Origin of the sequence: Kribbella shirazensis (assembly GCF_011761605.1) — a bacterium.
In the GTDB taxonomy this organism is placed as follows: Bacteria; Actinomycetota; Actinomycetes; order Propionibacteriales; family Kribbellaceae; genus Kribbella; species Kribbella shirazensis.
In genome coordinates this window covers 7,239,541-7,262,564 of sequence record NZ_JAASRO010000001.1, presented here as the reverse complement: position 1 = coordinate 7,262,564, position 23,024 = coordinate 7,239,541, and the positions used below count along the sequence as shown (strand labels likewise).

Annotated in this window: 28 protein-coding genes; 18 read left to right on the top strand and 10 right to left on the bottom strand. The window is 68.8% G+C overall.

Going from position 1 to position 23,024, the window contains the following annotated elements:
* Positions 1-31: 31 nt before the first annotated feature.
* Together BJY22_RS34705 and BJY22_RS34700 are read right to left on the bottom strand one after the other, a co-directional pair.
* Positions 32-649, bottom strand: a complete 618-nt coding sequence (locus BJY22_RS34705; RefSeq protein WP_167215589.1) for an SRPBCC domain-containing protein — start codon at positions 647-649, stop codon at positions 32-34.
* Between the two features lie 81 nt (positions 650-730).
* A complete protein-coding gene (locus tag BJY22_RS34700; protein WP_167215587.1) occupies positions 731-1,300 on the bottom strand; it encodes a single-stranded DNA-binding protein in 570 nt (189 codons plus the stop codon).
* 111 nt (positions 1,301-1,411) lie between these two features.
* Here BJY22_RS34700 and ettA point away from each other — a divergent pair, with 111 nt between their 5' ends.
* The 4 genes from ettA (at position 1,412) to BJY22_RS34680 (ending at position 4,632) form a co-directional block, all read left to right on the top strand.
* On the top strand, positions 1,412-3,094 hold the full coding sequence (gene ettA / locus BJY22_RS34695; RefSeq protein ID WP_167215584.1) for an energy-dependent translational throttle protein EttA: 1,683 nt from the start codon (positions 1,412-1,414) through the stop codon (positions 3,092-3,094).
* A 103-nt stretch (positions 3,095-3,197) separates the two neighbouring features.
* Complete coding sequence (locus BJY22_RS34690) at positions 3,198-3,527, top strand: ArsR/SmtB family transcription factor (RefSeq protein ID WP_167215581.1); 330 nt, start codon at positions 3,198-3,200, stop codon at positions 3,525-3,527.
* A complete protein-coding gene (locus tag BJY22_RS34685; RefSeq protein ID WP_337759727.1) occupies positions 3,524-4,015 on the top strand; it encodes an SRPBCC domain-containing protein in 492 nt (163 codons plus the stop codon). The genes BJY22_RS34690 and BJY22_RS34685 overlap by 4 nt, the downstream gene beginning before the upstream one ends.
* Positions 4,012-4,632 carry a dihydrofolate reductase family protein gene (locus tag BJY22_RS34680; protein ID WP_167215578.1) on the top strand — a complete coding sequence of 207 codons (621 nt, stop codon included), beginning with the start codon at positions 4,012-4,014 and terminating at the stop codon, positions 4,630-4,632. The genes BJY22_RS34685 and BJY22_RS34680 overlap by 4 nt, the downstream gene beginning before the upstream one ends.
* A 1-nt stretch (position 4,633) precedes the next feature.
* Here BJY22_RS34680 and BJY22_RS34675 read toward each other — a convergent pair whose 3' ends face one another.
* From BJY22_RS34675 to BJY22_RS34665, 3 genes are read right to left on the bottom strand one after another with little or no spacing between them, the layout of a single operon-like run.
* Positions 4,634-5,377 (bottom strand): hypothetical protein, encoded by a 744-nt coding sequence (locus tag BJY22_RS34675; RefSeq protein ID WP_167215575.1) that lies wholly within the window; start codon positions 5,375-5,377, stop codon positions 4,634-4,636.
* A 39-nt stretch (positions 5,378-5,416) separates the two neighbouring features.
* Complete coding sequence (locus BJY22_RS34670) at positions 5,417-6,289, bottom strand: phosphotransferase (RefSeq protein WP_167215572.1); 873 nt, start codon at positions 6,287-6,289, stop codon at positions 5,417-5,419.
* A 53-nt stretch (positions 6,290-6,342) separates the two neighbouring features.
* Complete coding sequence (locus BJY22_RS34665) at positions 6,343-6,801, bottom strand: MarR family transcriptional regulator (RefSeq protein WP_167219055.1); 459 nt, start codon at positions 6,799-6,801, stop codon at positions 6,343-6,345.
* 154 nt (positions 6,802-6,955) lie between these two features.
* Here BJY22_RS34665 and BJY22_RS34660 point away from each other — a divergent pair, with 154 nt between their 5' ends.
* Entirely contained in the window at positions 6,956-7,525 is a 570-nt protein-coding gene (locus tag BJY22_RS34660; RefSeq protein ID WP_167215569.1) for a YceI family protein, read from the top strand.
* Positions 7,526-7,565: 40 nt separating this feature from the next.
* On the opposite strand, the gene BJY22_RS34655 is transcribed toward BJY22_RS34660, so the two are convergent.
* A complete protein-coding gene (locus tag BJY22_RS34655) occupies positions 7,566-8,165 on the bottom strand; it encodes a TetR/AcrR family transcriptional regulator (RefSeq protein ID WP_337759726.1) in 600 nt (199 codons plus the stop codon).
* A 73-nt stretch (positions 8,166-8,238) separates the two neighbouring features.
* Between BJY22_RS34655 and BJY22_RS34650 the strand changes: the two genes are divergently transcribed.
* From BJY22_RS34650 to BJY22_RS34635, 4 genes are all read left to right on the top strand, one after another.
* The gene (locus BJY22_RS34650; protein ID WP_167215566.1) at positions 8,239-9,384 is read left to right on the top strand and encodes an acyl-CoA dehydrogenase family protein; all 1,146 of its coding nucleotides are present in this window, start codon (positions 8,239-8,241) and stop codon (positions 9,382-9,384) included.
* 13 nt (positions 9,385-9,397) lie between these two features.
* The gene (locus BJY22_RS34645; protein WP_167215562.1) at positions 9,398-10,618 is read left to right on the top strand and encodes an acetyl-CoA C-acetyltransferase; all 1,221 of its coding nucleotides are present in this window, start codon (positions 9,398-9,400) and stop codon (positions 10,616-10,618) included.
* Positions 10,618-11,370 (top strand): SDR family oxidoreductase, encoded by a 753-nt coding sequence (locus BJY22_RS34640; RefSeq protein WP_167215559.1) that lies wholly within the window; start codon positions 10,618-10,620, stop codon positions 11,368-11,370. The genes BJY22_RS34645 and BJY22_RS34640 overlap by 1 nt, the downstream gene beginning before the upstream one ends.
* 66 nt (positions 11,371-11,436) lie before the next feature.
* Positions 11,437-12,408, top strand: a complete 972-nt coding sequence (locus tag BJY22_RS34635) for a helix-turn-helix transcriptional regulator (protein ID WP_167215556.1) — start codon at positions 11,437-11,439, stop codon at positions 12,406-12,408.
* Here the strand turns inward: BJY22_RS34635 and BJY22_RS34630 are convergent.
* A complete protein-coding gene (locus BJY22_RS34630) occupies positions 12,399-12,929 on the bottom strand; it encodes a hypothetical protein (protein ID WP_167215553.1) in 531 nt (176 codons plus the stop codon). The two genes, BJY22_RS34635 and BJY22_RS34630, sit on opposite strands and share 10 nt — an antisense overlap.
* Before the next feature lie 231 nt (positions 12,930-13,160).
* Between BJY22_RS34630 and BJY22_RS34625 the strand changes: the two genes are divergently transcribed.
* Both BJY22_RS34625 and BJY22_RS34620 read left to right on the top strand, forming a co-directional pair.
* Complete coding sequence (locus BJY22_RS34625; RefSeq protein WP_167215550.1) at positions 13,161-14,063, top strand: GNAT family N-acetyltransferase; 903 nt, start codon at positions 13,161-13,163, stop codon at positions 14,061-14,063.
* Positions 14,064-14,165: 102 nt separating this feature from the next.
* Positions 14,166-15,050 (top strand): GNAT family N-acetyltransferase, encoded by an 885-nt coding sequence (locus tag BJY22_RS34620; RefSeq protein ID WP_167215547.1) that lies wholly within the window; start codon positions 14,166-14,168, stop codon positions 15,048-15,050.
* On the opposite strand, the gene BJY22_RS34615 is transcribed toward BJY22_RS34620, so the two are convergent.
* Positions 15,047-15,502, bottom strand: coding sequence for a MaoC family dehydratase (locus tag BJY22_RS34615; protein ID WP_167215545.1), 456 nt, complete (start codon positions 15,500-15,502; stop codon positions 15,047-15,049). The genes BJY22_RS34620 and BJY22_RS34615 overlap by 4 nt on opposite strands.
* 47 nt (positions 15,503-15,549) lie before the next feature.
* Complete coding sequence (fabG, locus tag BJY22_RS34610) at positions 15,550-16,299, bottom strand: 3-oxoacyl-ACP reductase FabG (RefSeq protein WP_167215542.1); 750 nt, start codon at positions 16,297-16,299, stop codon at positions 15,550-15,552.
* 90 nt (positions 16,300-16,389) lie between these two features.
* Between fabG and BJY22_RS34605 the strand changes: the two genes are divergently transcribed.
* From BJY22_RS34605 to BJY22_RS34590, 4 genes are read left to right on the top strand one after another with little or no spacing between them, the layout of a single operon-like run.
* Positions 16,390-16,815, top strand: a complete 426-nt coding sequence (locus tag BJY22_RS34605) for an acyl-CoA thioesterase (RefSeq protein ID WP_337759725.1) — start codon at positions 16,390-16,392, stop codon at positions 16,813-16,815.
* On the top strand, positions 16,812-17,231 hold the full coding sequence (locus tag BJY22_RS34600) for an acyl-CoA thioesterase (protein WP_167215539.1): 420 nt from the start codon (positions 16,812-16,814) through the stop codon (positions 17,229-17,231). The genes BJY22_RS34605 and BJY22_RS34600 overlap by 4 nt, the downstream gene beginning before the upstream one ends.
* Before the next feature lie 15 nt (positions 17,232-17,246).
* Complete coding sequence (locus BJY22_RS34595) at positions 17,247-17,666, top strand: globin (RefSeq protein ID WP_167215536.1); 420 nt, start codon at positions 17,247-17,249, stop codon at positions 17,664-17,666.
* Between the two features lie 39 nt (positions 17,667-17,705).
* Positions 17,706-18,137, top strand: coding sequence for an OsmC family protein (locus BJY22_RS34590; RefSeq protein WP_167215533.1), 432 nt, complete (start codon positions 17,706-17,708; stop codon positions 18,135-18,137).
* Between the two features lie 51 nt (positions 18,138-18,188).
* Here BJY22_RS34590 and BJY22_RS34585 read toward each other — a convergent pair whose 3' ends face one another.
* Entirely contained in the window at positions 18,189-18,884 is a 696-nt protein-coding gene (locus tag BJY22_RS34585; RefSeq protein ID WP_238350548.1) for a mechanosensitive ion channel family protein, read from the bottom strand.
* 127 nt (positions 18,885-19,011) lie between these two features.
* Here BJY22_RS34585 and BJY22_RS34580 point away from each other — a divergent pair, with 127 nt between their 5' ends.
* The 3 genes from BJY22_RS34580 (at position 19,012) to BJY22_RS34570 (ending at position 22,968) form a co-directional block, all read left to right on the top strand.
* Positions 19,012-20,016, top strand: coding sequence for a hypothetical protein (locus BJY22_RS34580; protein ID WP_167215527.1), 1,005 nt, complete (start codon positions 19,012-19,014; stop codon positions 20,014-20,016).
* Between the two features lie 99 nt (positions 20,017-20,115).
* Positions 20,116-22,233, top strand: a complete 2,118-nt coding sequence (malQ, locus tag BJY22_RS34575; protein ID WP_167215524.1) for a 4-alpha-glucanotransferase — start codon at positions 20,116-20,118, stop codon at positions 22,231-22,233.
* A gap of 123 nt (positions 22,234-22,356) precedes the next feature.
* Positions 22,357-22,968, top strand: a complete 612-nt coding sequence (locus tag BJY22_RS34570; RefSeq protein ID WP_202891392.1) for a lytic polysaccharide monooxygenase auxiliary activity family 9 protein — start codon at positions 22,357-22,359, stop codon at positions 22,966-22,968.
* Positions 22,969-23,024 lie beyond the last annotated feature (56 nt).

The following is a 23,024-nucleotide window of genomic DNA, read 5'->3' as shown; positions in this document are numbered from 1 at the left end:
GCGGAGCGCTGCCTGGTTGGGGTCCGGCCGGTCAGAGTTCGGCGTCGGGGGCGTACTGCGACAGGGAGATCTTGGCGGCGCTGAGCAGGTCCTCCTCGGTGGTGGTGCCGGAGGCGCGGATGTCCTCGATCCAGGCGCGGACGGACTGCTCGTTGAAGGCGATGACCTCGGGGGAGTCGGCCATCTTGACCGGGTCGGTGTCCTCCGGCAGTTCGCCGGAGACGTAGAGGGCGAGGCCGAGGAGCGCGCCGTCCCAGCCGGGGCCGACCCACAGGGCACCGGAGCCTCCGGGCGCCGGGGCCTCGCTCATCGAGTGCTCGAGCTCGAGGTCGGTCGAGGATCCGGTGCCCGGAAGCAGGCGCAGCTCGAGCAGGCTGGTGGGGCCGCCGAAGGTCACCTTGAAGCGCTTCGGCGGATCGCACTCCAGGATCTCGCCGCCCGCGTTGCCTTCCAGCTGGAACGAGCCTCCGACCTTCAGGTCGCCGCTGACCGGCAAGAACCAGCGCCGCATCCGCTCCGGGTCGGTGAGGGCGTCCCAGACCTCCGCGGGGTCGGCCTGGTACGAACGGCGCATCAGCACTGTCACCGTCTCGCCGGTGCGGCTGACCTCGCGCTGAACCGCGTTGATGTGCTCGAGGATGTCGATCACGGGTCGTTCCCTCTCCTGCTCGTCTGCTGGGTTGGTCCTCAGAATGCCGGGCCGGGCTTATATAAGTCAAGAGTGAGATAGTCATGCCGCCTCCGCCGCCGGGGAGTCCGCGGACAACGGCAGGGGCGTGGCCGAGTACTCGTCGGGCGGGTACGGCGTTGCGGGCGCTTCGGCCGGCTCGTGTGCGGCGGCCGCGGGGGTGAACTCGTGTGCGGCGGCCGTAGGGGTGAAGGGGAAGGACTCGGCGCGTGGCGTGTTCTTGGTGAAGGTCGTCGTACCGCGGGCGAGGTCGTGGCCGAGGGAGAACGCCTCCAGGATCACGCGGCTGTGGTGCTCGCCGGCGTCGTCGGTCCATTCGTGGGTGCGGAGGCGGCCGGTGACGATGACCGGCTGGCCGACCTTGATGGATTCGAAGGCGTTGCGGGCCAGGCCTCGCCAGCACTGGACTGTGTACCACGTGGTGGGTTTGTCCACGTACGCGTTGAGGGCCTTGTCGAACTGGCGCGGCGTTGAGCCGAGCCGGAAGGTTGTTTGCGGGGTCTGGCGGATCTCCTTGAAATCGGGCTCGCTGCCGATCCAGCCCAGAACAGTCAGATAGGTGTCGCCGAGGCTCATGATGATGGGCGCCTTCCGGTCGGGGAGTGCTGTCACCGGAGAAGATGCACCGCTGGGCCGGCGATCCGTGCGGCGAATCGCCAGCCTGTGGACAACCGCACAGGGCTGGTTGGGAAACGGGATGGGGGAGCACATAGGCTCTGGGGTATGGCGGAATTCATCTACACGCTTCGCAATGTCCGGAAGGCGTACGGCGACAAGGTCGTTCTCGACAACGTCACCCTCAACTTCCTCACCGGCGCGAAGATCGGCGTCGTCGGTCCGAACGGCACCGGCAAGTCCTCGCTGTTCAAGATCATGGCGGGACTCGAGCAGCCGAACAACGGCGAGGCGCGGCTGGGTGACGACGCGACGGTCGGGATCCTGCTGCAGGAGCCGCCGCTGACCGAGGGCAAGACCGTGCTGGAGAACGTCGAGGAGGGGGTCGGCGACACCAAGCAGAAGCTCGACCGCTTCAACGAGGTCTCCGCCGAGCTGGCCGACCCGGACGCGGACTACGACGCGCTGCTGGCCGAGATGGGCGACCTGCAGACCGAGCTCGACCACCGCAACGCCTGGGACATCGACGCCCAGCTGGAGCAGGCGATGGACGCGCTGCGCTGCCCGCCGCCGGACGCGATCGTCGACAACCTGTCCGGTGGTGAGCGCCGCCGGGTCGCGCTGTGCAAGCTGCTGCTGCAGCAGCCCGACCTGCTGCTGCTCGACGAGCCCACCAACCACCTCGACGCCGAGTCCGTGCTGTGGCTCGAGCAGCACCTGCAGAAGTACCCGGGCGCCGTCATGGCGATCACCCACGACCGGTACTTCCTGGACAACGTCGCCGAGTGGATCCTCGAGCTCGACCGCGGTCGTACGTACGGGTACGAGGGCAACTACTCGAAGTACCTGGAGACCAAGCAGCAGCGGCTGGTCGTCGAGGGGCAGAAGGACGCGAAGCGGCAGAAGATCCTGGAGCGCGAGCTCGAGTGGGTCCGGTCGAACGCGAAGGCCCGGCAGACGAAGAGCAAGGCCCGGCTGGCGCGCTACGAGGAGCTGGCGGCCGAGGCCGAGCGGGCCCGGAAGCTGGACATCGACGAGATCAACATCCCGGCCGGTCCGCGACTGGGTAGCACCGTGCTCGAGGTCTCGAAGCTGGTCAAGGGCTTCGGCGACCGCAAGCTGATCGACGGCCTGAGCTTCAGCCTCCCGCGGGCCGGCATCGTCGGCATCGTCGGCCCGAACGGCGTCGGCAAGTCGACCCTGTTCCGGATGATCGTCGGCGAGGAGCAACCGGACGCGGGCTCACTGAAGCTCGGTGAGACGGTCAAGATCTCGTACGTCGACCAGTCCCGCGGCGGCCTGGACCCGAAGAAGACGGTCTGGCAGCAGGTGTCCGACGAGCTCGACTACATCAAGGTCGCGAACTTCGAGATGCCGAGCCGGGCGTACGTCGCCTCGTTCGGGTTCAAGGGACCGGACCAGCAGAAGCCGACCGGTGTCCTGTCCGGCGGTGAGCGGAACCGGCTGAACCTGGCGCTGACGCTGAAGATGGGCGGCAACCTGCTGCTCCTCGACGAGCCGACGAACGACCTGGACGTCGAGACCCTGCAGTCGCTCGAGGACGCGCTGCTGGAGTTCCCGGGGTGTGCGGTGGTCGTGTCCCACGACCGGTGGTTCCTGGACCGCGTGGCGACCCACATCCTCGCCTGGGAGGGCACCGACGAGGACCCGGCCAACTGGTTCTGGTTCGAGGGCAACTTCGCGTCGTACGAGGCGAACAAGATCGAGCGCCTCGGTCCGGAGGCGGCGCGGCCGCACCGGGTCACGCACCGCAGGCTTACGCGCGACTGAGGACATCCGACCGAAGGACCCCGACTCCGCCCCAGGCGGAGAAGGGTCCTTCGCATTACTTAGCCCTTGCGCTAACTATTGATCTGTCGCAATACTTAGCCTCATGGCACAGTATTCCGCAGAGGTCGACGGGGTCTTCGTGGCGCTCGCCGACCCGACGCGCCGGAGCGTGATCCGGCGGCTGGGGCGTGGGCCGACGAGCGTGGGGGAGCTGGCGGCGGAGTTCCCGATCACGCTGCCGTCGTTCATGAAACACGTCCGGACGCTCGAGTCGAACGGCTTGATCCGCACGGTGAAGACCGGGCGGGTGCGGACCTGCGTGCTCAATCGCGAGCGGCTGGCGCTGGTGGACGACTGGCTCGCCGAGCAGCGGCGGATCTGGGAGGACCGCACCGACCGGCTGGAGCGCTTCGTCACCGAGGAGGAATCGTGAGTCGTGCAGGGTTCGATCCGGAGCTGGATCTGATGATCGAACGGGTGATCCGGGCGCCACGGGCCACGGTGTGGAGGGCGTGGACCGATCCGGCCCGATTCGCCAGGTGGTGGGTGCCGGCGCCCGCCGTGTGCCGGGTCGAACGGCTGGAGGTCGAGCCGGGCGGGGCGATGGTGACGCAGCTGAGCGAGGACGGGTCACGGTTCCAGCCGCATCTGGAGGCGACGTTCCTGCGGGTGGAGGAGCTCGACCGCATCGTGTTCACCAATGTGATCGACAGCGGCTGGCGGCCCGCGAACCCGGAGCCGATCGCGATGACCGCGGAGATCACCCTGGCCGATCACACGGACGGCACCGACTACAGGATCGTGGTCCGCCACGGCGATCCGGCGAGCCGGGCCCGGCACGCAGAACTCGGATTCGCTGACGGCTGGGGCACGGTCGCCGGGCAGCTAGCCGCTCTGGTCGAAGGGGAGGTCGCGCAATGAAGGTCGTCCTGACGGAGTTCGTGACGCTCGACGGAGTGAGCCAGGGTCCCGGATCGGCGACTGAGGACACCACGGACGGCTTCACCCGCGGCGGCTGGCTCGTGCCGTACATCGACGATCTGTTCGTACGGCGGACCGTGGAATGGCTGCAGCGCGCCGACGGACTGCTGCTCGGGCGACGCACGTACGACGCCTTCGCGCGGGACTGGCCGCAGATCACCGACCCCGACGACCCGTACACCGAGCGGATGAACTCGCTACCGAAGTACGTCGTGAGCAGCACGCTGACCGCAGGCGCCTGGAATCCGACCACCGTCCTGCGCAGCAGCGACGATGTCGCGGAGCTGAAACAGCAGCCAGGTCGTGAGCTGCAGATCCACGGCAGCGCGCGACTCGGGAACGCGCTGCTGAATGCCGGACTGGTCGACGAGGTGCGATTGGTCGTCGCGCCCACAGTGCTCGGCGGCGGCCGGCGATTGTTCGAGCAGCCCGGCGACGCGGCGGGCCTGAGACTCACCAGCCAGGAGGCGACGCCGACCGGCCTTCTGCTGCTCGAGTACGAGACCGCGGGCGCGGCGCCGCTGGCGGAGTACGAAGGCGTCGCGGCGTACAGCTGAGTCAGCCGTCGCCGCCGCCTCCGTCACCCATGCCGTCGAAACCGCCGAGGTCGTGTCCGCCGGGGCCGCTGAAGTCTCCCCAGCCGCCGGCCGCGCCGCTTTGTACCTCGAAGGCGGCAAGCGCGAGGAAGCCCGCCCCGGCGCCCACTGCGAAGTACCCATGGCCGTACGGCGCGATGGCGACGCCGGCCTCCCAGTACGGGACCCGGCGGCTCCCGTACTGGACGTAACGGACCTCCGGTTCGTCGCCGGCGCGGATACGGGCGGCGTCCTGTGCGCAGGCGGGGACGGTCCGGGTGCCGACTTTCGGTTGCGTCCAGACGATGTCGGTCGTCGACGGACCGTGCTGCGGGTTGAAGAAGCACGGCACCCGGCGCTCCGGTACCGGTGCGCCTTGCATACGCGCCTGGACGCAGGTGATCGCGTAGCGCCCGGTCGCCAGCGTGTCGGTGACCGAGCTGATCCCGTCGGCCGTTCGGATGCCTTTGACCGCCCGCTGTGCAGCCTCGTACGCGTCGAGCGCGACCTGGTAGTCCGTGTGCGCGTCCGGGCCGAGCGGGCGTCCTTCCACCTGCCGATCCAGCCGCGTCAGTTCCTCGCCGAGAAGTGTCACATCCTCGTCGGCCAGCTTGCGGATCTGCACCAGTTCCTCGGCGTCACCGCGCCGTGCGGCTCGCCGGTCCCACAGGTACCGGCCCGCAAGTGCCAACCCTCCGCCCCCCAAGGCGGTCAGCAACCACCACATCTCTCGACGGTAGCCCCGGTGAGCGCCGCCGTCTGCCTCCTAGGCGGTCTGAATCCGGTAGTCGGCCAGAACGTTGTCGATGACGCGGAAGTCCTCGGTGATGAGCGCCTTCCACAGCGCCCAGCCGCGGGCTCGGGCCCAGGTCGCCGTGTCCTGCTGTACGGCGTCCCGGAAGACGGCCCGGGACGAGCCGGAGAAGAACGTGAAGGCGATGACGAGATCGCAGGCGGGGTCGCCGACGCCCGACGTACCGAAGTCGATGACGGCGGACAGGCGACCGTCGCGGACCAGCAGGTTGCCGTGCGCGATGTCGCCGTGGAACCACACCGGCGGCCGGTCCCAGCGGGAGGCGAGCGCCGCCTCCCACACCTCGCGAGCGAGGTCCGTGTCGATGCGTCCCTTCAGCGTCGCAAGGGCCTCGACGGTCTCGTCGTGGTAGTGCGCGGGCGGCGCGCCGCGGTAGAAGCTGTGGGCGCCGGCCAGCGGTCCGCCGGTGGCGTCGACCGACTGCAAGGCGAGGATGAAGTCCGCGATCGATCGAGCGAAGCCGGACAGGTCGGGGACGGTCTCGGCCGAGGCGGTCCGGCCGTCGATCCAGCGCCGGATCGCCCACGGGTGCGGGTAGCCCTCGCCGGGCTCTCCCTTGGCCACGGCCTCCGGGATCTCGACCGGCAGCGCCGGCGCGAGCACCGGCAACCACCGGTGCTCCTTGTCCACGGCGGCCACGTAGCTCTCATGGGTGGGCAGCCGTGCCGTCAGCTCGGAGCCCAGCCGGTACGTCCGGTTGTCCCAGCCCTCGACCTCGACCGGCCTCACGGGCAGGTCGGCCCACTGCGGGAACTGCTGTGCGATCAATCGCCGTACCAGCGCTGCGTCGATGCCGGCCCGGCCGTCCTGAGGCGAATCTGTCACGCCAGCAGGTTCCCGGAGCGGGCCGGCGTCCTCAAACGCTTTAGCTGCCGGCTTCAGCGTTGGCCGATGTGCTCGGCGACGGCGTCGAACACGCGGCCGACCGCGGCGAAGTCCTCCGGGCTGGCCAGGTCGACCAGGTTCTCCCGGACGCCGTCCACGTGGAACGGCGCCGCCTGCTCGAGCAGGGCGAAACCGGAATCGGTCAGCTCGGCCCAGACGCCGCGCTTGTCACTCGTGCACGACGTACGGCGGACCAGCTCGGCGGCCTCGAGGCGCCCGACGGTGTGCGTGAGGCGTGACCGGCTCTGATGCAGCCGGTCGGCCAGGTCGGCCATCCGCAGCCGCCGGTCGGGAGACTCCGACAACCGCACGAGGATCTCGTAGTCGTTGATGCCGAGGCCGAACTGGCGCAGGTCGTCGTCGAGCTTGGCCATCAGGCGTGCGGTCCCCAGTAGGTACGCACGCCACGCCACCTGCTGCTCGGCGGTCAGCCACCGAGTTCCCCTGTCGATCTCAATCTCCGTCGTCACGAGGACAGTGTACCGGGAATATAGTTGACTTTTAAACCGTTCCTGCCTACTGTCGTAGTCATCGGTTGAAGTTTTAACTATAGACCTTGGCTGCGTCGCCCCCGACCCAGTACGAACACCTTCCCGAGAGGACCCCATGAGCGACACCACCACCGGCACCGTGACCAGCAGCATCCCCGGCCTGGTCTCCGGCACCTACGCCCTCGACACCGCGCACAGCGAGGTGGGCTTCACCGTCCGGCACCTGATGACCAAGGTCCGCGGCACCTTCCAGGAGTTCAGCGGCGAGATCGTGGTGAAGGACACCATCGAGGAGTCCACCACCAGCGTCGAGATCGAGCTGGCCTCGGTGCACACCCGCAGCGAGCAGCGCGACGGTCACCTGCGCTCCGGCGACTTCTTCGACGCCGAGAACAGCCCGAAGATGACCTTCGTCAGCACCGCGATCAAGCCCGAGGGCGACGACTACATCCTCGCCGGCGAGCTGACCATCAAGGACGTGACCAAGCCGATCGAGCTCGCGGTCGAGTTCCTCGGTGTGGACCAGAACGCGTACGGCCAGACCATCATCGGCTTCGAGGCCTCGGCCCAGATCAGCCGCAAGGAGTGGGGCATCGACTTCAACGTCCCGCTCGAGGGCGGCAAGCTGCTGATCGGTGACAAGGTGGACATCCACCTCGACGTCCAGGCCGCGCTGCAGGCCTGAGTCCCCGAAAGCCCCGCATCCAGCTGGATGCGGGGCTTTCTCATGCCTGGACCATGCGATGGGCGAGCTCCGCGTAGAGCTTCCCCAGCGCGGCGGGATCGCCGCGATGTGGTGTGTACCAGCGGGCCACGTCGATCGACAGCGAGAGTACGGCGAGTGTGGTGCCCGGGAGATCTGTCACCGCGAACTCGCCGGCCGCGACCCCGTCGGTCAGCACCTGCTCGATCTGGGTAGAGATCGCCCGGCGGATCGTCGCCACCTCGGTCAGGTGCTCTGGCGTCAGCGCGGCCAGCTCGTACTGGACCACGCGCGCGATCGTGTGGTGCTCCGCGTGCCAGGCGGTGAACGCCGCGACGAGCGCGCGCAGGCGGTCGGCCGGCGTCGAGCCGGTGTCGGCGGAACGCAGTACCTCCAAGGCTGCCTTGTGGCCGTAGAGGCTGATCTCGAAGAGCAGGCGCTCCTTGGACGGGTAGTGCACGTACAGGGCGGCGGGGCTCATGCCGGCGCGGGAGGCGATGTCCCGGGTCGTGGTGGCCTGGTAGCCGCGTTCCGCGAAGGCATCGATGGCGCCGGTGAGCAGCCGGCGTGCGGCGGCCGGCTGGACGTGTTCCCAAACCATGGGGTCGGTGACTGCGGACACGTTGACACCCTGCACCAAACGCGTGAAGCTAAGCAAGCGCTTAGCCATTCGTCTCAATCCTCGGGGAGGCCCCATGGAGCGCGTCATCTTCAACGAGGACCATCACGCATTCCGCGCCAGCGCGAAGGAGTACTGCGACCGCTCGCTGGTGCCGCGGATGGAACAGTTCCTCGACGAGAAGACGATCGACCGTGCCGCCTGGCTGGAGGCCGGCAAGCAGGGCTTCCTCGGGCTCGACGTGCCGGAGGAGTACGGCGGCTCGAGCGTCGGCGACTACCGGTTCAACGCGGTGTTCGCGGAGGAGGTGTCGAAGGTCTCCGCGTCGCTGTCGAGCTGCTTCGGCATCCACTACGACTGCGCCGCGCCGTACTTCGTGGACCTCGGCACCGAGGAGCAGAAGCAGCGCTGGCTGCCGAAGTTCTGCTCCGGCGAGTACGTCGCCGCGATCGGGATGACCGAACCGTCGGGCGGCTCGGACCTGGCCGCCCTGAAGACGACCGCGAAGAAGGCCGACGGCGGCTGGGTGCTGAACGGCTCCAAGACCTTCATCACCAACGGCGACATGGCCGATCTCGTCATCGTCGCCGCGCGGACCGACCCCTCGAAGGGCGCCAAGGGCATCACGCTGTTCGTGGTCGAGGAAGGCATGGGGGGCTTCGCCCGCGGCCGCAAGCTCGACAAGGTCGGCCAGACCGAGTCCGGTACGTCGGAGCTGTTCTTCGAGGACCTGTTCGTTCCCGACGGCAACGTGCTGGGCGAGCTCGATCGCGGCTTCATCCACATGATGGAGCGGCTCGCGCAGGAGCGGATCGGTGCCGCGGTGTCGAACATCGCGCACGCCACGCAGATCCTCGCCGAGACGATCGAGTACGTGAAGCAGCGCAAGGCGTTCGGCCAGGCGGTCGGCTCGTTCCAGTACAACAAGTTCCTGGTGGCCGAGCTGGTGACGAAGGCCGAGGTCACGCAGGCGTACGTCGACAACGCGATCGTCGCGCACGACGAGGACCGGCTGTCCGCGGTGGACGCGGCGAAGGTGAAGTGGTGGAGCGCGCACGTGCAGAACGAGATCCTGGACGCGTGTGTCCAGCTGCACGGCGGGTACGGCTACATGAACGAGTACCGGGTGGCCCGCGCCTGGCGCGACGCCCGGGTCACCAAGATCTGGGCCGGCTCGAACGAGATCATGAAGGAACTCATCGGCCGCGACCTGGGCCTCTGAAGGGGAACTGACAATGCCTGAAGCAGTCATCGTGTCCACGGCCCGCTCGCCGATCGGCCGCGCGTACAAGGGATCGCTGACCACGATCCGTCCGGACGACCTCGCCGTACAGATGATCCAGGCGGCGGTCGACAAGGTGGGGCTGACCGGCGACCAGATCGAGGATCTCGCACTCGGGTGTGCGGAGCCGCACGACGAGCACGGCGGGAACATGGCGCGCCGGGTCGCGGTCCAGCTCGGCTGGGACAACACGCCCGCGACGACCGTGAACCGGTTCTGCGCGTCGTCGACGCAGACCGCGCGGATGGCGTACCACGCGATCAAGTCCGGCGAGGGTGACGTCTTCGTCAGCGCGGGCGTCGAGTGCGTGTCGCGGTACAAGAACTTCGGCTCCGCCGGGGTCGGCGACCCGAGCTCGTTCAACCCGGTCTTCACCGACGCGGTCGCGCGGACCGAGAAGTACGCCGAGACCAACGACACCTGGCACGACCCGCGGGCGGACGGGCTGATCCCGGACATCTACATCTCCATGGGTCAGACCGCGGAGAACGTGGCGACGCTCAGGGGCATCAGCCGCGCGGACCAGGACGTGTTCGGCGTCCGCTCGCAGAACTTGGCCGAGAAGGCGATCAACAACGGGTTCTTCGAGCGCGAGATCACGCCGGTGACGCTGCCGGACGGCACCGTGGTGAGCAAGGACGACGGGCCGCGGGCCGGTACGACGCTGGAGAAGGTCAGTCAGCTGCAGCCGGTGTTCCGCCCCGACGGCACCGTGACGGCCGGCAACTGCTGCCCGCTGAACGACGGCGCCGCGGCGGTCGTGATCATGAGCGACACCAAGGCCCGCGAGCTCGGCCTGACGCCGCTGGCGCGGATCGTGTCGACCGGGGTGAGCGGACTGTCGCCGGAGATCATGGGCCTCGGGCCGGTGGAGGCGTCCAAGCAGGCGCTGGCGCGGGCCGGGATGAGCATCGACGACATCGACCTGGTCGAGATCAACGAGGCGTTCGCGGTGCAGGTGATCGGGTCCGCGCGTGAGCTCGGCATCGACGAGGACAAGCTGAACGTGCACGGCGGTGCGATCGCCCTCGGCCATCCGTTCGGGTCGACCGGTGCGCGGATCATGACCACGCTGGTCAACGGGCTGCAGTTCGAGGACAAGCAGTTCGGTCTCGAGACGATGTGCGTCGGCGGTGGGCAGGGGATGGCGATCGTCCTCGAGCGCCTCAGCTGATGGGTCTCGACGGCCGGACAGCGATCATCACCGGGGCGTCGCGCGGTATCGGGCTGGCGATCGCGCGGCGCCTGGTGGCCGACGGCGCCCGCGTTGTCATCACCGGCCGGACCCAGGAGACCCTCGACCAGGCGGTCGAGACCCTGGGTGGCCGGGAACACGCGCTGGCGGTCGCCGGCAAGGCAGCAGATCCGGAGCACCGGTCCCAGGTGGTCGCCGCCGCGGTGGCGACGTACGGCTCGGTGGATCTGCTGGTGAACAACACCGGCATCAACCCGATCTACGGGAAGTTGCTGGACGTCGACCAGGTGGTCGCGACCAAGATGGTCGACACCAACGTGCTCGCCGCGATCGCCTGGGTGAAGGCCTGCCGGGACGCGTGGATGCGCGAGCACGGCGGCGCGGTCGTGAACCTGTCGTCGGTGGCCGGCCTGGCGCCGTCGCCCGGCATCGGGTGGTACGGCGCGACCAAGGCGATGCTGTCCCGCGTCACGCAGGAGCTGGCGGTCGAGCTGGCTCCGGAGATCCGGGTGAACGCCGTGGCTCCGGCGGTGGTCAAGACGAAGTTCGCCGGAGCCCTCTACGAGGGGCGTGAGGACAAGGTCGCGTCGACGTACCCGCTGGGGCGGTTGGGCCGGCCGGAGGACGTCGCCTCGCTGGTGTGGTTCCTGCTGTCGGACGAGGCGTCGTGGATCACCGGCCAGACCGTCACCATCGACGGCGGCCTCACACTGAACGGCGGGATCGTCTAAGGCCGGCCCATCCAGGCGGCCGGCGCGGGCTATATAAGACATCTTCTGTCTCATATTGTCGAGCGCATGCGAGCGGACCGGTTGTTGCAGATCATCCTGTTGTTGCAGCGGCACGAGCGGCTGAGTGCGCGGGAGCTCGCTGAGCGGCTCGAGGTGTCGACGCGGACGGTTATGCGCGACATGGAGGCGTTGTCCGCGGCCGGCGTACCGGTGTACTCCGAGCGGGGGCGCAACGGGGGCTGTGTGTTGCTGCCGGGGTACCGCGCGGACGTCAGTGAGCTGACGCCTCGGGAGGCGCAGGCGCTGTTCGCGTGGTCGGGGCGGGCGGCCCTTTCGGAGGAGCTCGGCTTGCAGGACGCACTGCACTCCGCGATGGGCAAGCTGTCCGCGACGCTGCCCGTGGAGTTGCAGGGAGATGCGGACGCGTTGTCCGGTGCGATCGTGGTCGATCGACGGCGGTGGTTCACGGAGGCCGAGGACACCGGTGCTTTGCCGGTACTGCGGCAGGCCGTCGTCACGCGGCGACGGGTACGGCTGCGCTACGCGTCGGCCAGTGAGGGCGTGCAACGCCGGACGGTCGATCCGTGGGGCCTGGTCGAGCAGGCCGGGCGCTGGTACCTGGTGGCGGCTCATCGTGGCGCGGCGCGGATGTACCGGGTGTCGCGCGTCGAGCAGGTCGAGATCCTCGACGAGCCGGCAGAGCGCCCGGACGGGTTGGACGTCCGTGCGGAGTGGGAGCGGCTGCGGTCCGGGCTGGAGCGGCAGTTGCCCGTCGGTGTCGACGTCCTGGTCCGGGTACGGCCGGAGAAGGTGGAGCTGATCCGGCGGATCGCTACGCCGATGCTGGCGAAGGGGGAGGTGGCTCGCGACGTGCCGGCGGATGACGAGTGGCGGCACCTGCGCATGCACTTCCGGGTGCGGGAGGCGGCATGCGGCGTACTGCTCGGGTTCGCCGGCGATCTGGAGGTACTGGAGCCGCAGGATCTGCGGGACCGGTTGCTGCAGCTGGCTGAGGCAGCGGTGGCGACCTACGCCTGACGAGTCGCGACGAAGGTCTGCCGGAGGATCACGTTGCCGTCGGCATCGATGTCCTCGTTGCGCCAGTGGAATCCGGACTCCGTGATGCCGGTGAACGCCCAGCGGGTGTTCGCGGTCTGTGACTCGAGCGTGATGGTGTCCGCGGTCGCGTGCGCGACGAACGGCATCACGAAGGCCGCCTTGGGACCCATCCAGGTCGAGCGGAACGCCTGGAGTTCAGGATCGTGGATGCGGATCGACAGGCCCCACTCGCCGTCGCCGTCGGTGGCCCGGGCGGCGCGGCTCGGGGTGATCCAGATGTCGGCGACGGCGCGGCCGTCGAGCGCCCAGGCGAAGTGCCATTCGCCTTGCGTGGTGCGGGTCGCCGCGCCCGTCTCGTCGTACCAGGCGACGTCGAGGTCCCAGCTGCCGATCAGCGGGGCGAACGGGCGGAACGCCTCGGCGTACTCGGGACGCGGGCTGTCGGAGACCATCAGGCCGGCCAGGGTGCGGGCGGCCGCGGCGCCATCGGTAATCTGCATAGTTGCTGTTTACTCCTGACGACTCAGGAAGGTCAACAGAAAATGCGGACGCCCCGCCGCCGGTGACCCCGTCGCGTGCAACCACGATGGCACTTCCGGCGGTCGGGGCATTCAGTCCGACAGCACCGCGTCACTCTATTACGAGTTCGGCGCACATCCGAATCACGGGATCCGCGCGATCACGTCTCTTAATGCGTGGCGTGGGTCCGGCACCCTGGCTAGGGTCCGGGCATGAGGAGTCGGGCGGTGGTACGGCAGGCCGTGGCGGACGACGCCGAGGCGGTGGCGGCGGTACGGCGGCTGGTGGCGCCGTACAAGGTGATGTCGCCCGCGGCGACGCGGCACATGATCACCGTGCAGTCGCCGGGGGAGCGGTTCCTGCCGCTGCTCGCGGAGCACGACGGCGAGGTCGTCGGCTGGGCGTCGGCCGGGCTGAACGTCTGGACGAGCGAGCCGGGCCAGGCCCACCTGAGCATCTACGTGCATCCGGAGCATCGCAAGCAGGGCATCGGCAGCGAACTCGCCGACCGCCTGCACCAGCACCTGACCGAGGTCGGCGCGGTCCGCGTCCGGACGTTCGTGCAGCCGGACAGCGTCACGTTCGCCCACAACCGCGGGTACGACGGGACGCGGCAGATGCACTTCGCCGGCGTCGAGCTGACGTCGTTGCCCGAGCAGCCCGCGACACCGGACGGCATCGAGCTGGTCACGCTCGACGACGTGGATCCGCGCGCGGCGTACACCGCCGACACGATCGCCTCACTCGACGAGCCGGGCGACTCGCCGCTGGACTCGGTCGACTACGACCAGTGGCTGGAGGAGATCTGGCACAGCCCGTCGCAGGACCGGTCGCTCGGCGTCGCGGCGGTGGCCGGTGGCGAGGTGGCGTCGTTCACCGTGGTCGAGACCGACGGTGACCGGATGTGGTCGGGCATGACCGGCACGATTCCGGCGTACCGCGGGAAGGGGCTGGCGAAGCTGGTGAAGTCGGTCGCGCTGCGTCGTGCGGCAGCGGCCGGGATCACCTCGGCGTACACCTCCAACGACGACGAGAACGGGCCGATGCTTGCCATCAACAACTGGCTCGGTTACCGCCGTGTGCAGACCGAACACGGTCTGCTCCGGACGCTGTGAACGCCGTCTGAGACGGAGCTGTAACGCGCTCCCTTCCGGTATGCACCTGAAACAGCGTTAGATTCCTGGGTACTTTTGTGTTGGAGTGCCCAAGGAGTTCAGATGGAGATCAGGGCGGCTGGACCGGGGGATGTGGACGCGGCGGTCGCACTGCACGACGCGATGGTGCCCTACCTGGTCGTCACCCGGGGCATGCTGGTCCGCAGACTCGGGACGCCGGTCGTCCCGGGGCGCGGGACGTTCGCGGCGCTGGACCACGGCGAACTGGTGGGCTGGGCAACGACCGGTCTGATCGGCGGATCCGTTCCGCTGGACGGGGAACTGCGCGTGATCGTCCGGCCGGAGTACCGGCGGCGGGGGATCGGGACGCGGTTGCTGGAGGCAACGCACGCCAACCTGCGGGCGGCCGGCGCGACGACGGCACGGGTGTTCGCCGATCCGCGCGCGGTCGGGTGGGCCGCGCGGTTCGGGTACCGGCAGACGCGGCAGGTGCACTACGCGGGCATCGATCCGCGGAAGGTTCCGCCGCAGCCGGAGGCGCCGAGCGCCGTCCACCTGGTACCGCTCAGCGACGTCGACCCGCACCTGCTGTACGCCGCCGACATGGTTGCCCAGCGCACCAAGCCCGGCGACGCCAAGATCTCCTCACGGCCGTACGACGAGTGGCTGGCCGCGGTGTGGAACTCGCAGGACACGGTGCTCGACCTGAGCATGGCCGCGATACACCAGGGCGAGGTCGTCGCGTTCACGCTGGGACTCGGCGATCACACCAAGATCTGGTCCAAGATGACGTCCACGATGCCGCAGTACCGCGGCCGCGGCCTGGCCAAACTGGTCAAGGCCGCCGCACTGCACCGAGCCGCGGACGCCGGCGTCGAAGGCGCCTACACCGCGAACTACGACGGCAACACCCCGATGCTCGCGGTCAACGAATGGCTCGGCTACCACCGCATCGCCACCCACGCGGTCCTGATCTGTCCGCTCTAGGGAACGAGCAGTACTACGGTCTCCGCGACGCAGGCGGGTTTGGTGGAGTTCTCGCGCTCGATGACCCAGTTGAGGGAGATCTGGACGCCGGCCGGGGTCTCGACGGCGTTGGCGATCGAGGCGCCGGCGCGGACCCGGGTGCCGACCGGGACCGGCGACGGGAAGCGGACCTTGTTGACGCCGTAGTTGAGTTTCGCGGTCACGCCGTCGACCTTGAAGAGTTCGTCGCCGAAGCGGGCGATCAGGCTCAGCGTGAGGTAGCCGTGCGCGATCGTCCCGCCGTACGGGCCCTTGGCGGCGCGCTCGACGTCGACATGGATCCACTGGTGGTCCCCGGTGGCGTCGGCGAACTGGTTGACCTGCTCCTGGGTGATCTCGAGCCACTCGGTCTCGCCCAGTTGGGTGCCGACCGCGTGCACCACCTCGTCGACGCCGGTAAAGGTCTGCGGCATGGTCAGGCGCCTCTCAGTTCCAGGTGGGTCCGGGTCGGGGTTCCGGGTCAGTTGCGGGGTCCGCCGGCGACGTACAGCACCTGGCCGGACACGAACCCGGCCTCCTCGCTGCAGAAGAACGACGCCGCGGCGGCGATGTCCTCCGGCTTGCCGGTCCGCTGCACCGGGATGGTCGCGGCGGTGGCCTTCTTGAACTCCTCGAAGTCGACGCCGACGCGGGCCGCGGTGGCCGCCGTCATGTCGGTCTCGATGAAGCCCGGCGCGATCGCGTTCGCGGTGATGCCGAACTTGCCCAGCTCGATCGCGAGCGTCTTCGCCAGGCCCTGCAGACCCGCCTTCGCGGACGCGTAGTTCGCCTGGCCGCGGTTGCCCAGCGCGGACGTCGAGGAGAGGAAGACCATGCGGCCGTACCCGGCCTCGACCATGTGCGCCTGGCAGGCCTTCGACATCAGGAAGCTGCCCTTGAGGTGCACCGACATGACCGTGTCCCAGTCGTCCTCGGACATCTTGAACAGCAGGTTGTCGCGCAGGACACCGGCGTTGTTCACCAGGATCGTCGGCGCGCCGAGCTCGGCCGCCACCCGCTCGACCGCGGCGGCGACCTGGTCGGACTTGCTGACATCGGCGCCGACAGCGATCGCCTTCCCGCCGGCGTCGGTGATTGCCTGGACCGTCCCTGAGCAGGCTGCCTCGTCGAGGTCGACGACAGCGACGGCGTTACCGTCCTGGGCGAGCCGCTGCGCGACGGCCGCGCCGATTCCCCGGGCCGCCCCGGTCACGATCGCCACCCTGCTCATCCGTCGCTCCCATCGCTGGTTCGGTCTGCCGGAGATGACATTACCCACGGTCAGTCACCGGGGAAGTACCTCGGATGCGATGATCGCCGTGTGGATCATCACAACCGCCACGTCTACCACTGCCCGTTGCGCTGGGGGGACATGGACGCGCTCGGCCATGTCAACAACGGCCGGTACGTCGACTACCTCCAGGACGCCCGCGTCGACTTCCTGTTCCGGACCGCCAAGGAGCTCGGCGCCGACAACCTGGAGACCGGGTTGCTGGTGGCCCGGCACGAGGTGCAGTACCGCGCGCCGCTGCACTTCCGGCCCGAACCGGTGCGGATCGAGCTCTGGATCAGCGAGATCCGGGCCGCCTCGTTCACGGTCGACTACGAGATCCTCGACGCGAAACCGGAACGCCGTACGTATGTCGAGGCGAAGACCAAGCTGGTCCCGTTCGACTTCACCGCCAACCGCCTGCGCCGGATCACCCCGGTGGAGCGCACGGCCCTCGAGAAACTGGTGGGCGCATGACGTTCACCCATCCAGTTCTGGTGCGGTGGTCGGACATCGACTCCTACGACCACGTCAACAACGTGCGGTACTTCGACTACCTGCAGGAGGCCCGGATCGCGTTCCTCGGGCAGGTCATGGAGACCACGGGCGACTTCTTCGCGCAGTACCCGTGCGTGCTGGTCAGCCAGACCGTCGACTACCTGCGGCCGATCCTGCTGAGGCACCCGCCGTACGACGTGGACGTGTGGGTCGAGACCGTCGGTACGTCGTCGTACACGCTCGGCTCGCGGATCGTCGACCGCAGCGGCGGGTCGGAGGACGTGTACGCCAAGGCGGAGTCCGTACTGGTCGCCGTGGACGGTGCGACGCACGCGAAGCGGCCGCTGGTCGACGCCGAACGGGTAGCCCTGCGCAAGCACGTTGTGAGCGGTTGAGAGACTAGATGTGACATGACTGAGCAGCAGAGCTTCTACGACGCCGTTGGTGGGGCGGACACCTTCCACCGGTTGGTGGCCGCCTTCTACCGTGGTGTTGCCGCCGACCCGGAGCTGCGGGCGATGTATCCCGAGGAGGACCTCGGTCCGGCCGAGGTGCGTTTCCGGATGTTCCTGGAGCAGTACTGGGGCGGCCCCAAGACGTACTCCGAGCAGCGCGGGCACCCCCGGCTGCGGATGCGGCACGCCCCGTTCGCCGTCACCCCGAGCGCACGGGACCGCTGGCTCGGCCACATGCGGGCCGCGCTCGACGAGATCGCCCTGTCCCCGGAGCGGGACGAGGAGATCTGGCGCTACATGGTGATGGCCGCACACAGCATGGTGAACACCGACGAGCCGAACTATCCGGGCGCGATCGACGTGTCCGGCCGCTGAATCCCCCTCTGAACTCTTTCTGAAGGAGACAACACGAGCATGGCTGCTACCCGTACCGCCAAGGCCCACTGGGAAGGTTCGCTGCTGGAGGGAGGCGGCCAGGTCAACCTGGAGTCCTCCGCTCTCGGCTCGTTCGACGTGACGTGGGCCGCCCGCACCGAGCCGGAGGCCAGCGGCCGGACCAGCCCGGAGGAGCTGATCGCCGCCGCGCACTCGAGCTGCTTCTCGATGGCGCTGTCGCACGCGCTGGCGCAGGCGGGCAACCCGCCGGCGTCGCTGGACACCCAGGCCGACGTGACCTTCCAGCCGGGTGAGGGCATCACCGGCATCAAGCTGTCGGTCAACGGCAACGTGCCGGGCCTGACCGCCGACGAGTTCGCGGAGTTCGCCGAGGGCGCCAAGAAGAACTGCCCGGTCTCCCAGGCGCTGTCCGCCGTCCCGATCACCCTGGACGTCACCTTCACCGCCTGATCCACACCCGACGCCTCCCGTGCAGCCACCTGCGCGGGAGGCGTTTCGCTGTCAGGCGGGGTGTCCGTCCTGCCTTCCGCTCGCCGCGCTTTCGTCGGCCTTGGCGGCCTCTTCTTCCTTCTCCGCGGCGGAGCCGACGCCGGAGGAGCCGGAGCTGCTCGGGTCGCGGGTGCTCATGTTGCCGACCCGGAGTATTTCGCCGTTGCGGACGTACCAGGTGGTGCCGTCCTCGCCGCGGAGCGTGGTGATCCGCAGGCCGACCGCGACCACGACGCCGGTCGCCTTCTCCATGTCGATCAGGTCGCCGACGCCGTACTGGTCCTCGAAGATCATGAACACGCCGGCCAGGAAGTCCTTCACCAGCGTCTGCGCGCCGAAACCGAGCGCCACGCCGATGATGCTCGCGGACGCGATCACCGGCAGGATGTTGAACCCGAGCTCGGCCAGCACCATCACCACGAGAACGGCGGTCAGCACGATGGTGACCGCGCTGCACAGCAACGACGCGATCGTCTCGGCGCGCTGGGTACGGCGTTCAGTGGCGAGCGTGCTCTCCACGAACCCCTGCCCCAGCTTCGACCTGGACAGCACGCCGGCCACCGCGCCGTTCCCGGTCCGCCGGGCGAACCGGCGGATGATCTTGTGCAGCAGCCAGCGGAGCACGAAGAAGCCGATGATCAGCCCCGCGATCCGGGCCGGGACGACCACGATCTGGTCGGTCACCTCCAGCTTGCCGTCGGAGCCCATCCGGAAGAACGTCGGGAAGGCCTCGGGCAGTGAAAACAGGGGGTGATTGACTAGGGACACTAGGTAGCTGGTCAGAATAGGCATCTCGCCGCCTGATGTTAGTAGGCTGACAAGGAGACGGAAAAGCATGTCGAGTCGGCTGGACGACGAGCTCTCGAGGCTCGTGAGCGCTGGTGTGCTGCGCCAGTACCAGGCCGATTCGATCCGCGACGCCGCCGACGCGGAGATCGACGCGGCGCTCGCCGATCCCGGCAGACCCCGGCCGTTCGAGAAGCCGCCGGAGCCCGAGCGTGCGCAGCAGCAGCCGCGGCCCGTCACGGCCCGCACGAACGCGCTGGTCGAGGTGCTCGGGTACATCGGCGGCGCGCTGCTGCTCGGGGCGGTCGCGCTCCTGACCTTGGCGAACTGGGGCGAGATGGGCCGGGCGGCGCGGATCACGACCGGCGCCACGGCCGCGGTCGTACTGCTCGGCGTGGCCGTCGTGCTGGCGGTGGTGGGGCGCCGTCAGCAGCTGAGCGCGGCGCTCGCGTCACTGGGCTGCTGTGTCGCCGGGTTCGCGACCTACGTGGCGATCGAGGGGGAGGCGGGGCGGGTCGCCGGGGTGATGGTCGCGCTCGCCCTGGCCGCGGGCGGCCTGTGGTGGCTCAAGGAGTCGTCGTTGCTAGTGGCAACGTTCGGGATCCTGGCCGTGGGTGTGTTGGTGATCACGGCAGATGTCCTCACTCCGGACACCGGGCCGGCCACCAACAGCGCGGGCATCGCGGGGACCGGGTTCATCCTCGTCGCGTTCGTGTTCGCGATGCTCGGCCTGGTGCGCGATCAGGTGACGTCCTGGTCACTCGCCGGAGCCGCGATGTTCAGTTCGTCGATCTGCTGGCTGGTGCAGGAGCGCGGCGAGATCATGGCGCTGGCCGTCGGTACGGCGGGACCGGCCGCGCTGCTGGTCGCGTACGGGCGGACCCGGCGTTCGGCGTACGCCGTGGTGGGCTGCTCGATCCTCCTGGTCATCTGGCCGACCGCTCTCTACCAGCTGACCGACAACCTGGCCGGTGTGGCGATCGGGCTGGTCGTGGCGAGCGGAGTGCTGCTGCTCGCCGTGCTGATGCTGACCCGCCGCCATTCGAACGACTAGCTGCATCGAGTAGCTGGATCGACCAGCTGTACTGCCGAGGGACAATCGCAACGCGCGCCGTTTGGCAGTCGACACGGTTGATACGGCAGACTCGCTGGGGTGACAGCTCCCACTCCGGCCCTTGTCGAGCTAGCAGTCGCCCATGGCGTGGCCACGGAGTACTGGAACTGGCAAGGCGAGCATGTGATCGTCTCCAGCGAGGTCGTGTCCGACGTGCTCGCTGCACTCGGCGTGGACGCGTCTACACCGGAGAAGGCGGCTCTTGCGCTTGCTGAGCACCAGCAGGCGCGCTGGCGCCGTACTCTGCCCGCCACCGTCGTGATGCGGGAGGGCTGGACGCCCTGGTTCGCCGTCCACCTGCCGCACGGGTCGACGGCGGAGGTGTGGGTTGACCTCGAGGACGGCGGTCAGCGGCGGGACATCCCGCAGCAGGACCACTGGGTCGAGCCTGAGTGGGTCGACGGCGTACAGGTCGGTGAGGCGACGTTCCAGCTGCCGGGCGACTTGCCGCTCGGCTATCACCGCCTGTGCGCGCGGATCGGCAGCAGCCCGGAGATCGCGGTCAGCACGCTCATCGTCACGCCGCGGAAGCTGGAGCCGGAGAAGCTGCACCGGACCTGGGGCTGGGTCCTGCAGTTGTACTCCGTTCGCTCGCGGCGCTCGTGGGGGATCGGAGATCTGCACGACCTGGGCGACCTGGCTGCGTGGTCGGCGCATGACCTGGGCGCCGGGTTCGTCCTGGTGAACCCCCTGCACGCCGCGGAGCTGTCGGGCCGCATGGAGCCGTCGCCGTACCTGCCGGCGTCCCGGCGGTTCGGGAACCCGGTCTACCTGCGGATCGAGGACATCGACGAGTACGGCGACCTCGCGCCGGCGGAGCGCGATCAGGTACGGGCGCTGGCGCTGCAGGTGCGGGCGCTGAGTGAGGACTCCACTGCGCTCGACCGGGACACGGTGTGGGCTGCGAAGCGTGAGGCGCTGCAGGTGCTGTTCCGCGTGCAGCCGTCGGTGGGCCGGATCGCGGAGTACGGCGCGTACTGCGACCGCGAGAGCCAGGGGCTGATCGACTTCGCGACGTGGGCCGCGCTGGCCGATGTCCACGGGCCGGAGTGGAGCAAGTGGCCGGAGGAGCTGCAGGAGCCGGCATCACCGGCTGTCGTTGCCTTTCGCAACGAGAACCCGGATGCGGTGGAGTTCCACTGCTGGCTGCAGTGGCAGCTGGACGAGCAGCTGGCTCGGACCCAGGCTCGGGCGAAAGCGGCCGGGATGTCACTGGGCGTCGTACACGACCTTGCTGTCGGTGTGCATCCGGACGGTGCCGACGCGTGGGCGCTGCAGGACGTGCTGGCGCAGAACATCCACGTGGGCGCACCGCCGGACGCGTTCAATCAGCAGGGACAGGACTGGTCGCAGCCGCCGTGGCGGCCCAACGCGCTCGCCGAGACCGGGTACGCCGCCTGGCGGGACCTGGTGCGGGCGGTCATGCGTCACGGTGGGGGACTGCGGATCGACCACATCCTCGGGATGTTCCGGCTCTGGTGGGTGACCTCACCGGAACGGCCGACCGAGGGCACGTACGTGAGGTACGACCATGAGGCGTTGGTCGGCATCCTGGTGCTGGAGGCCCAGCGGGCCGGGGTGACTGTGATCGGTGAGGACCTGGGGACTGTCGAGCCGTGGGTGCGCGACTACCTCACGGAACGCGGCGTCCTCGGTACGTCGGTGCTGTGGTTCGAGCGGGACGCGGACGGGAAGCCACTGGCGCCGGAGCGCTGGCGGGAGCTGTGTCTGGCCACGGTCACCACGCACGACCTGCCGCCGACCGCGGGGTACCTGGCCGGTGACCACGTGGAGCTGCGGAACCGCCTCGGTCTGCTGACTCGTCCGGTGGCGGAGGAGTTGGCAGTGGACGAGGCGGACCGGGACGCGTGGCTCGACGCGCTCCGCGAACGCCACCTGCTCAGTAACACCGACGGCGACGTGGAGCGGATCGTCGAGGCGCTCCACCGGTATGTCGCCCACACACCGGCGAAGCTGGTCGGCGTGGCGCTGACGGATGCTGTCGGAGAACGCCGTACCCAGAACCAGCCGGGTACGACGGACGAGTATCCGAACTGGCGGGTCCCGCTCGGCGGGCCGCAGGGTGAGGCCGTCCTGGTGGAGGACCTGCCCAACAACCACCGCCTCCGTCGGCTGATCGGCGCGCTGAACATCTAGATCTAGCTTTCCGTATCCGACTGCTCACGAACCGTTGACAATAGATTGGAACGGTTGTTTTCTATTGAGCAGGAGAGGCGCCTTCCTTCGCTGTCCACCGCCCCAACAGTGGAAGGAGTCCGCATGCTGTCTCAGCGGAGCTGGAAACGGAAGCTCAGAATGGCCGGCATCGCCGTCGGCGCGCTGGCGCTGACGGTCTGTACGTCGGTCCCGCTCGCCTACGGGCACGGATACTCGACCGGCCCGATCAGCCGGGCGAAGAACTGTCAGGAAGGGAACGTCACGAACTGCGGGCAGATCCAGTGGGAGCCGCAGAGCGTGGAAGGTCCCAAGGGATTCCCGCAGAGCGGGCCGGCCGACGGGAAGCTGTGCTCGGCAGGCCTGGGTCAGTTCGCCGAGCTGGACGACCAGCGTGGCGGGACCTGGCCGGCCACCCAACTGCAGGGCGGGCAGGGGTTCACGTTCACGTGGCACCTGACCGCGCCGCACTCGACCACCGATTTCAAGTACTACATGACCAAGCAGGGCTGGGATCCGACGCAACCGTTGACCCGGGCCGCGCTTGATCTGAACCCGTTCCTGACGGTGACGATGAACGGCACCCGTCCGCCGTACGACGTGGCCCACCCGGGCACGATCCCGAGCGGCCGCACCGGACGGCACATGATCCTCGCGGTCTGGACCATCGCCGACACCGGGAACGCCTTCTACCAGTGCTCGGACGTCACTTTCTGAGGTTGGTCACGACTCACCTGGGATGCACTCCTTGAACTGACCGCCCCACAGGTCAA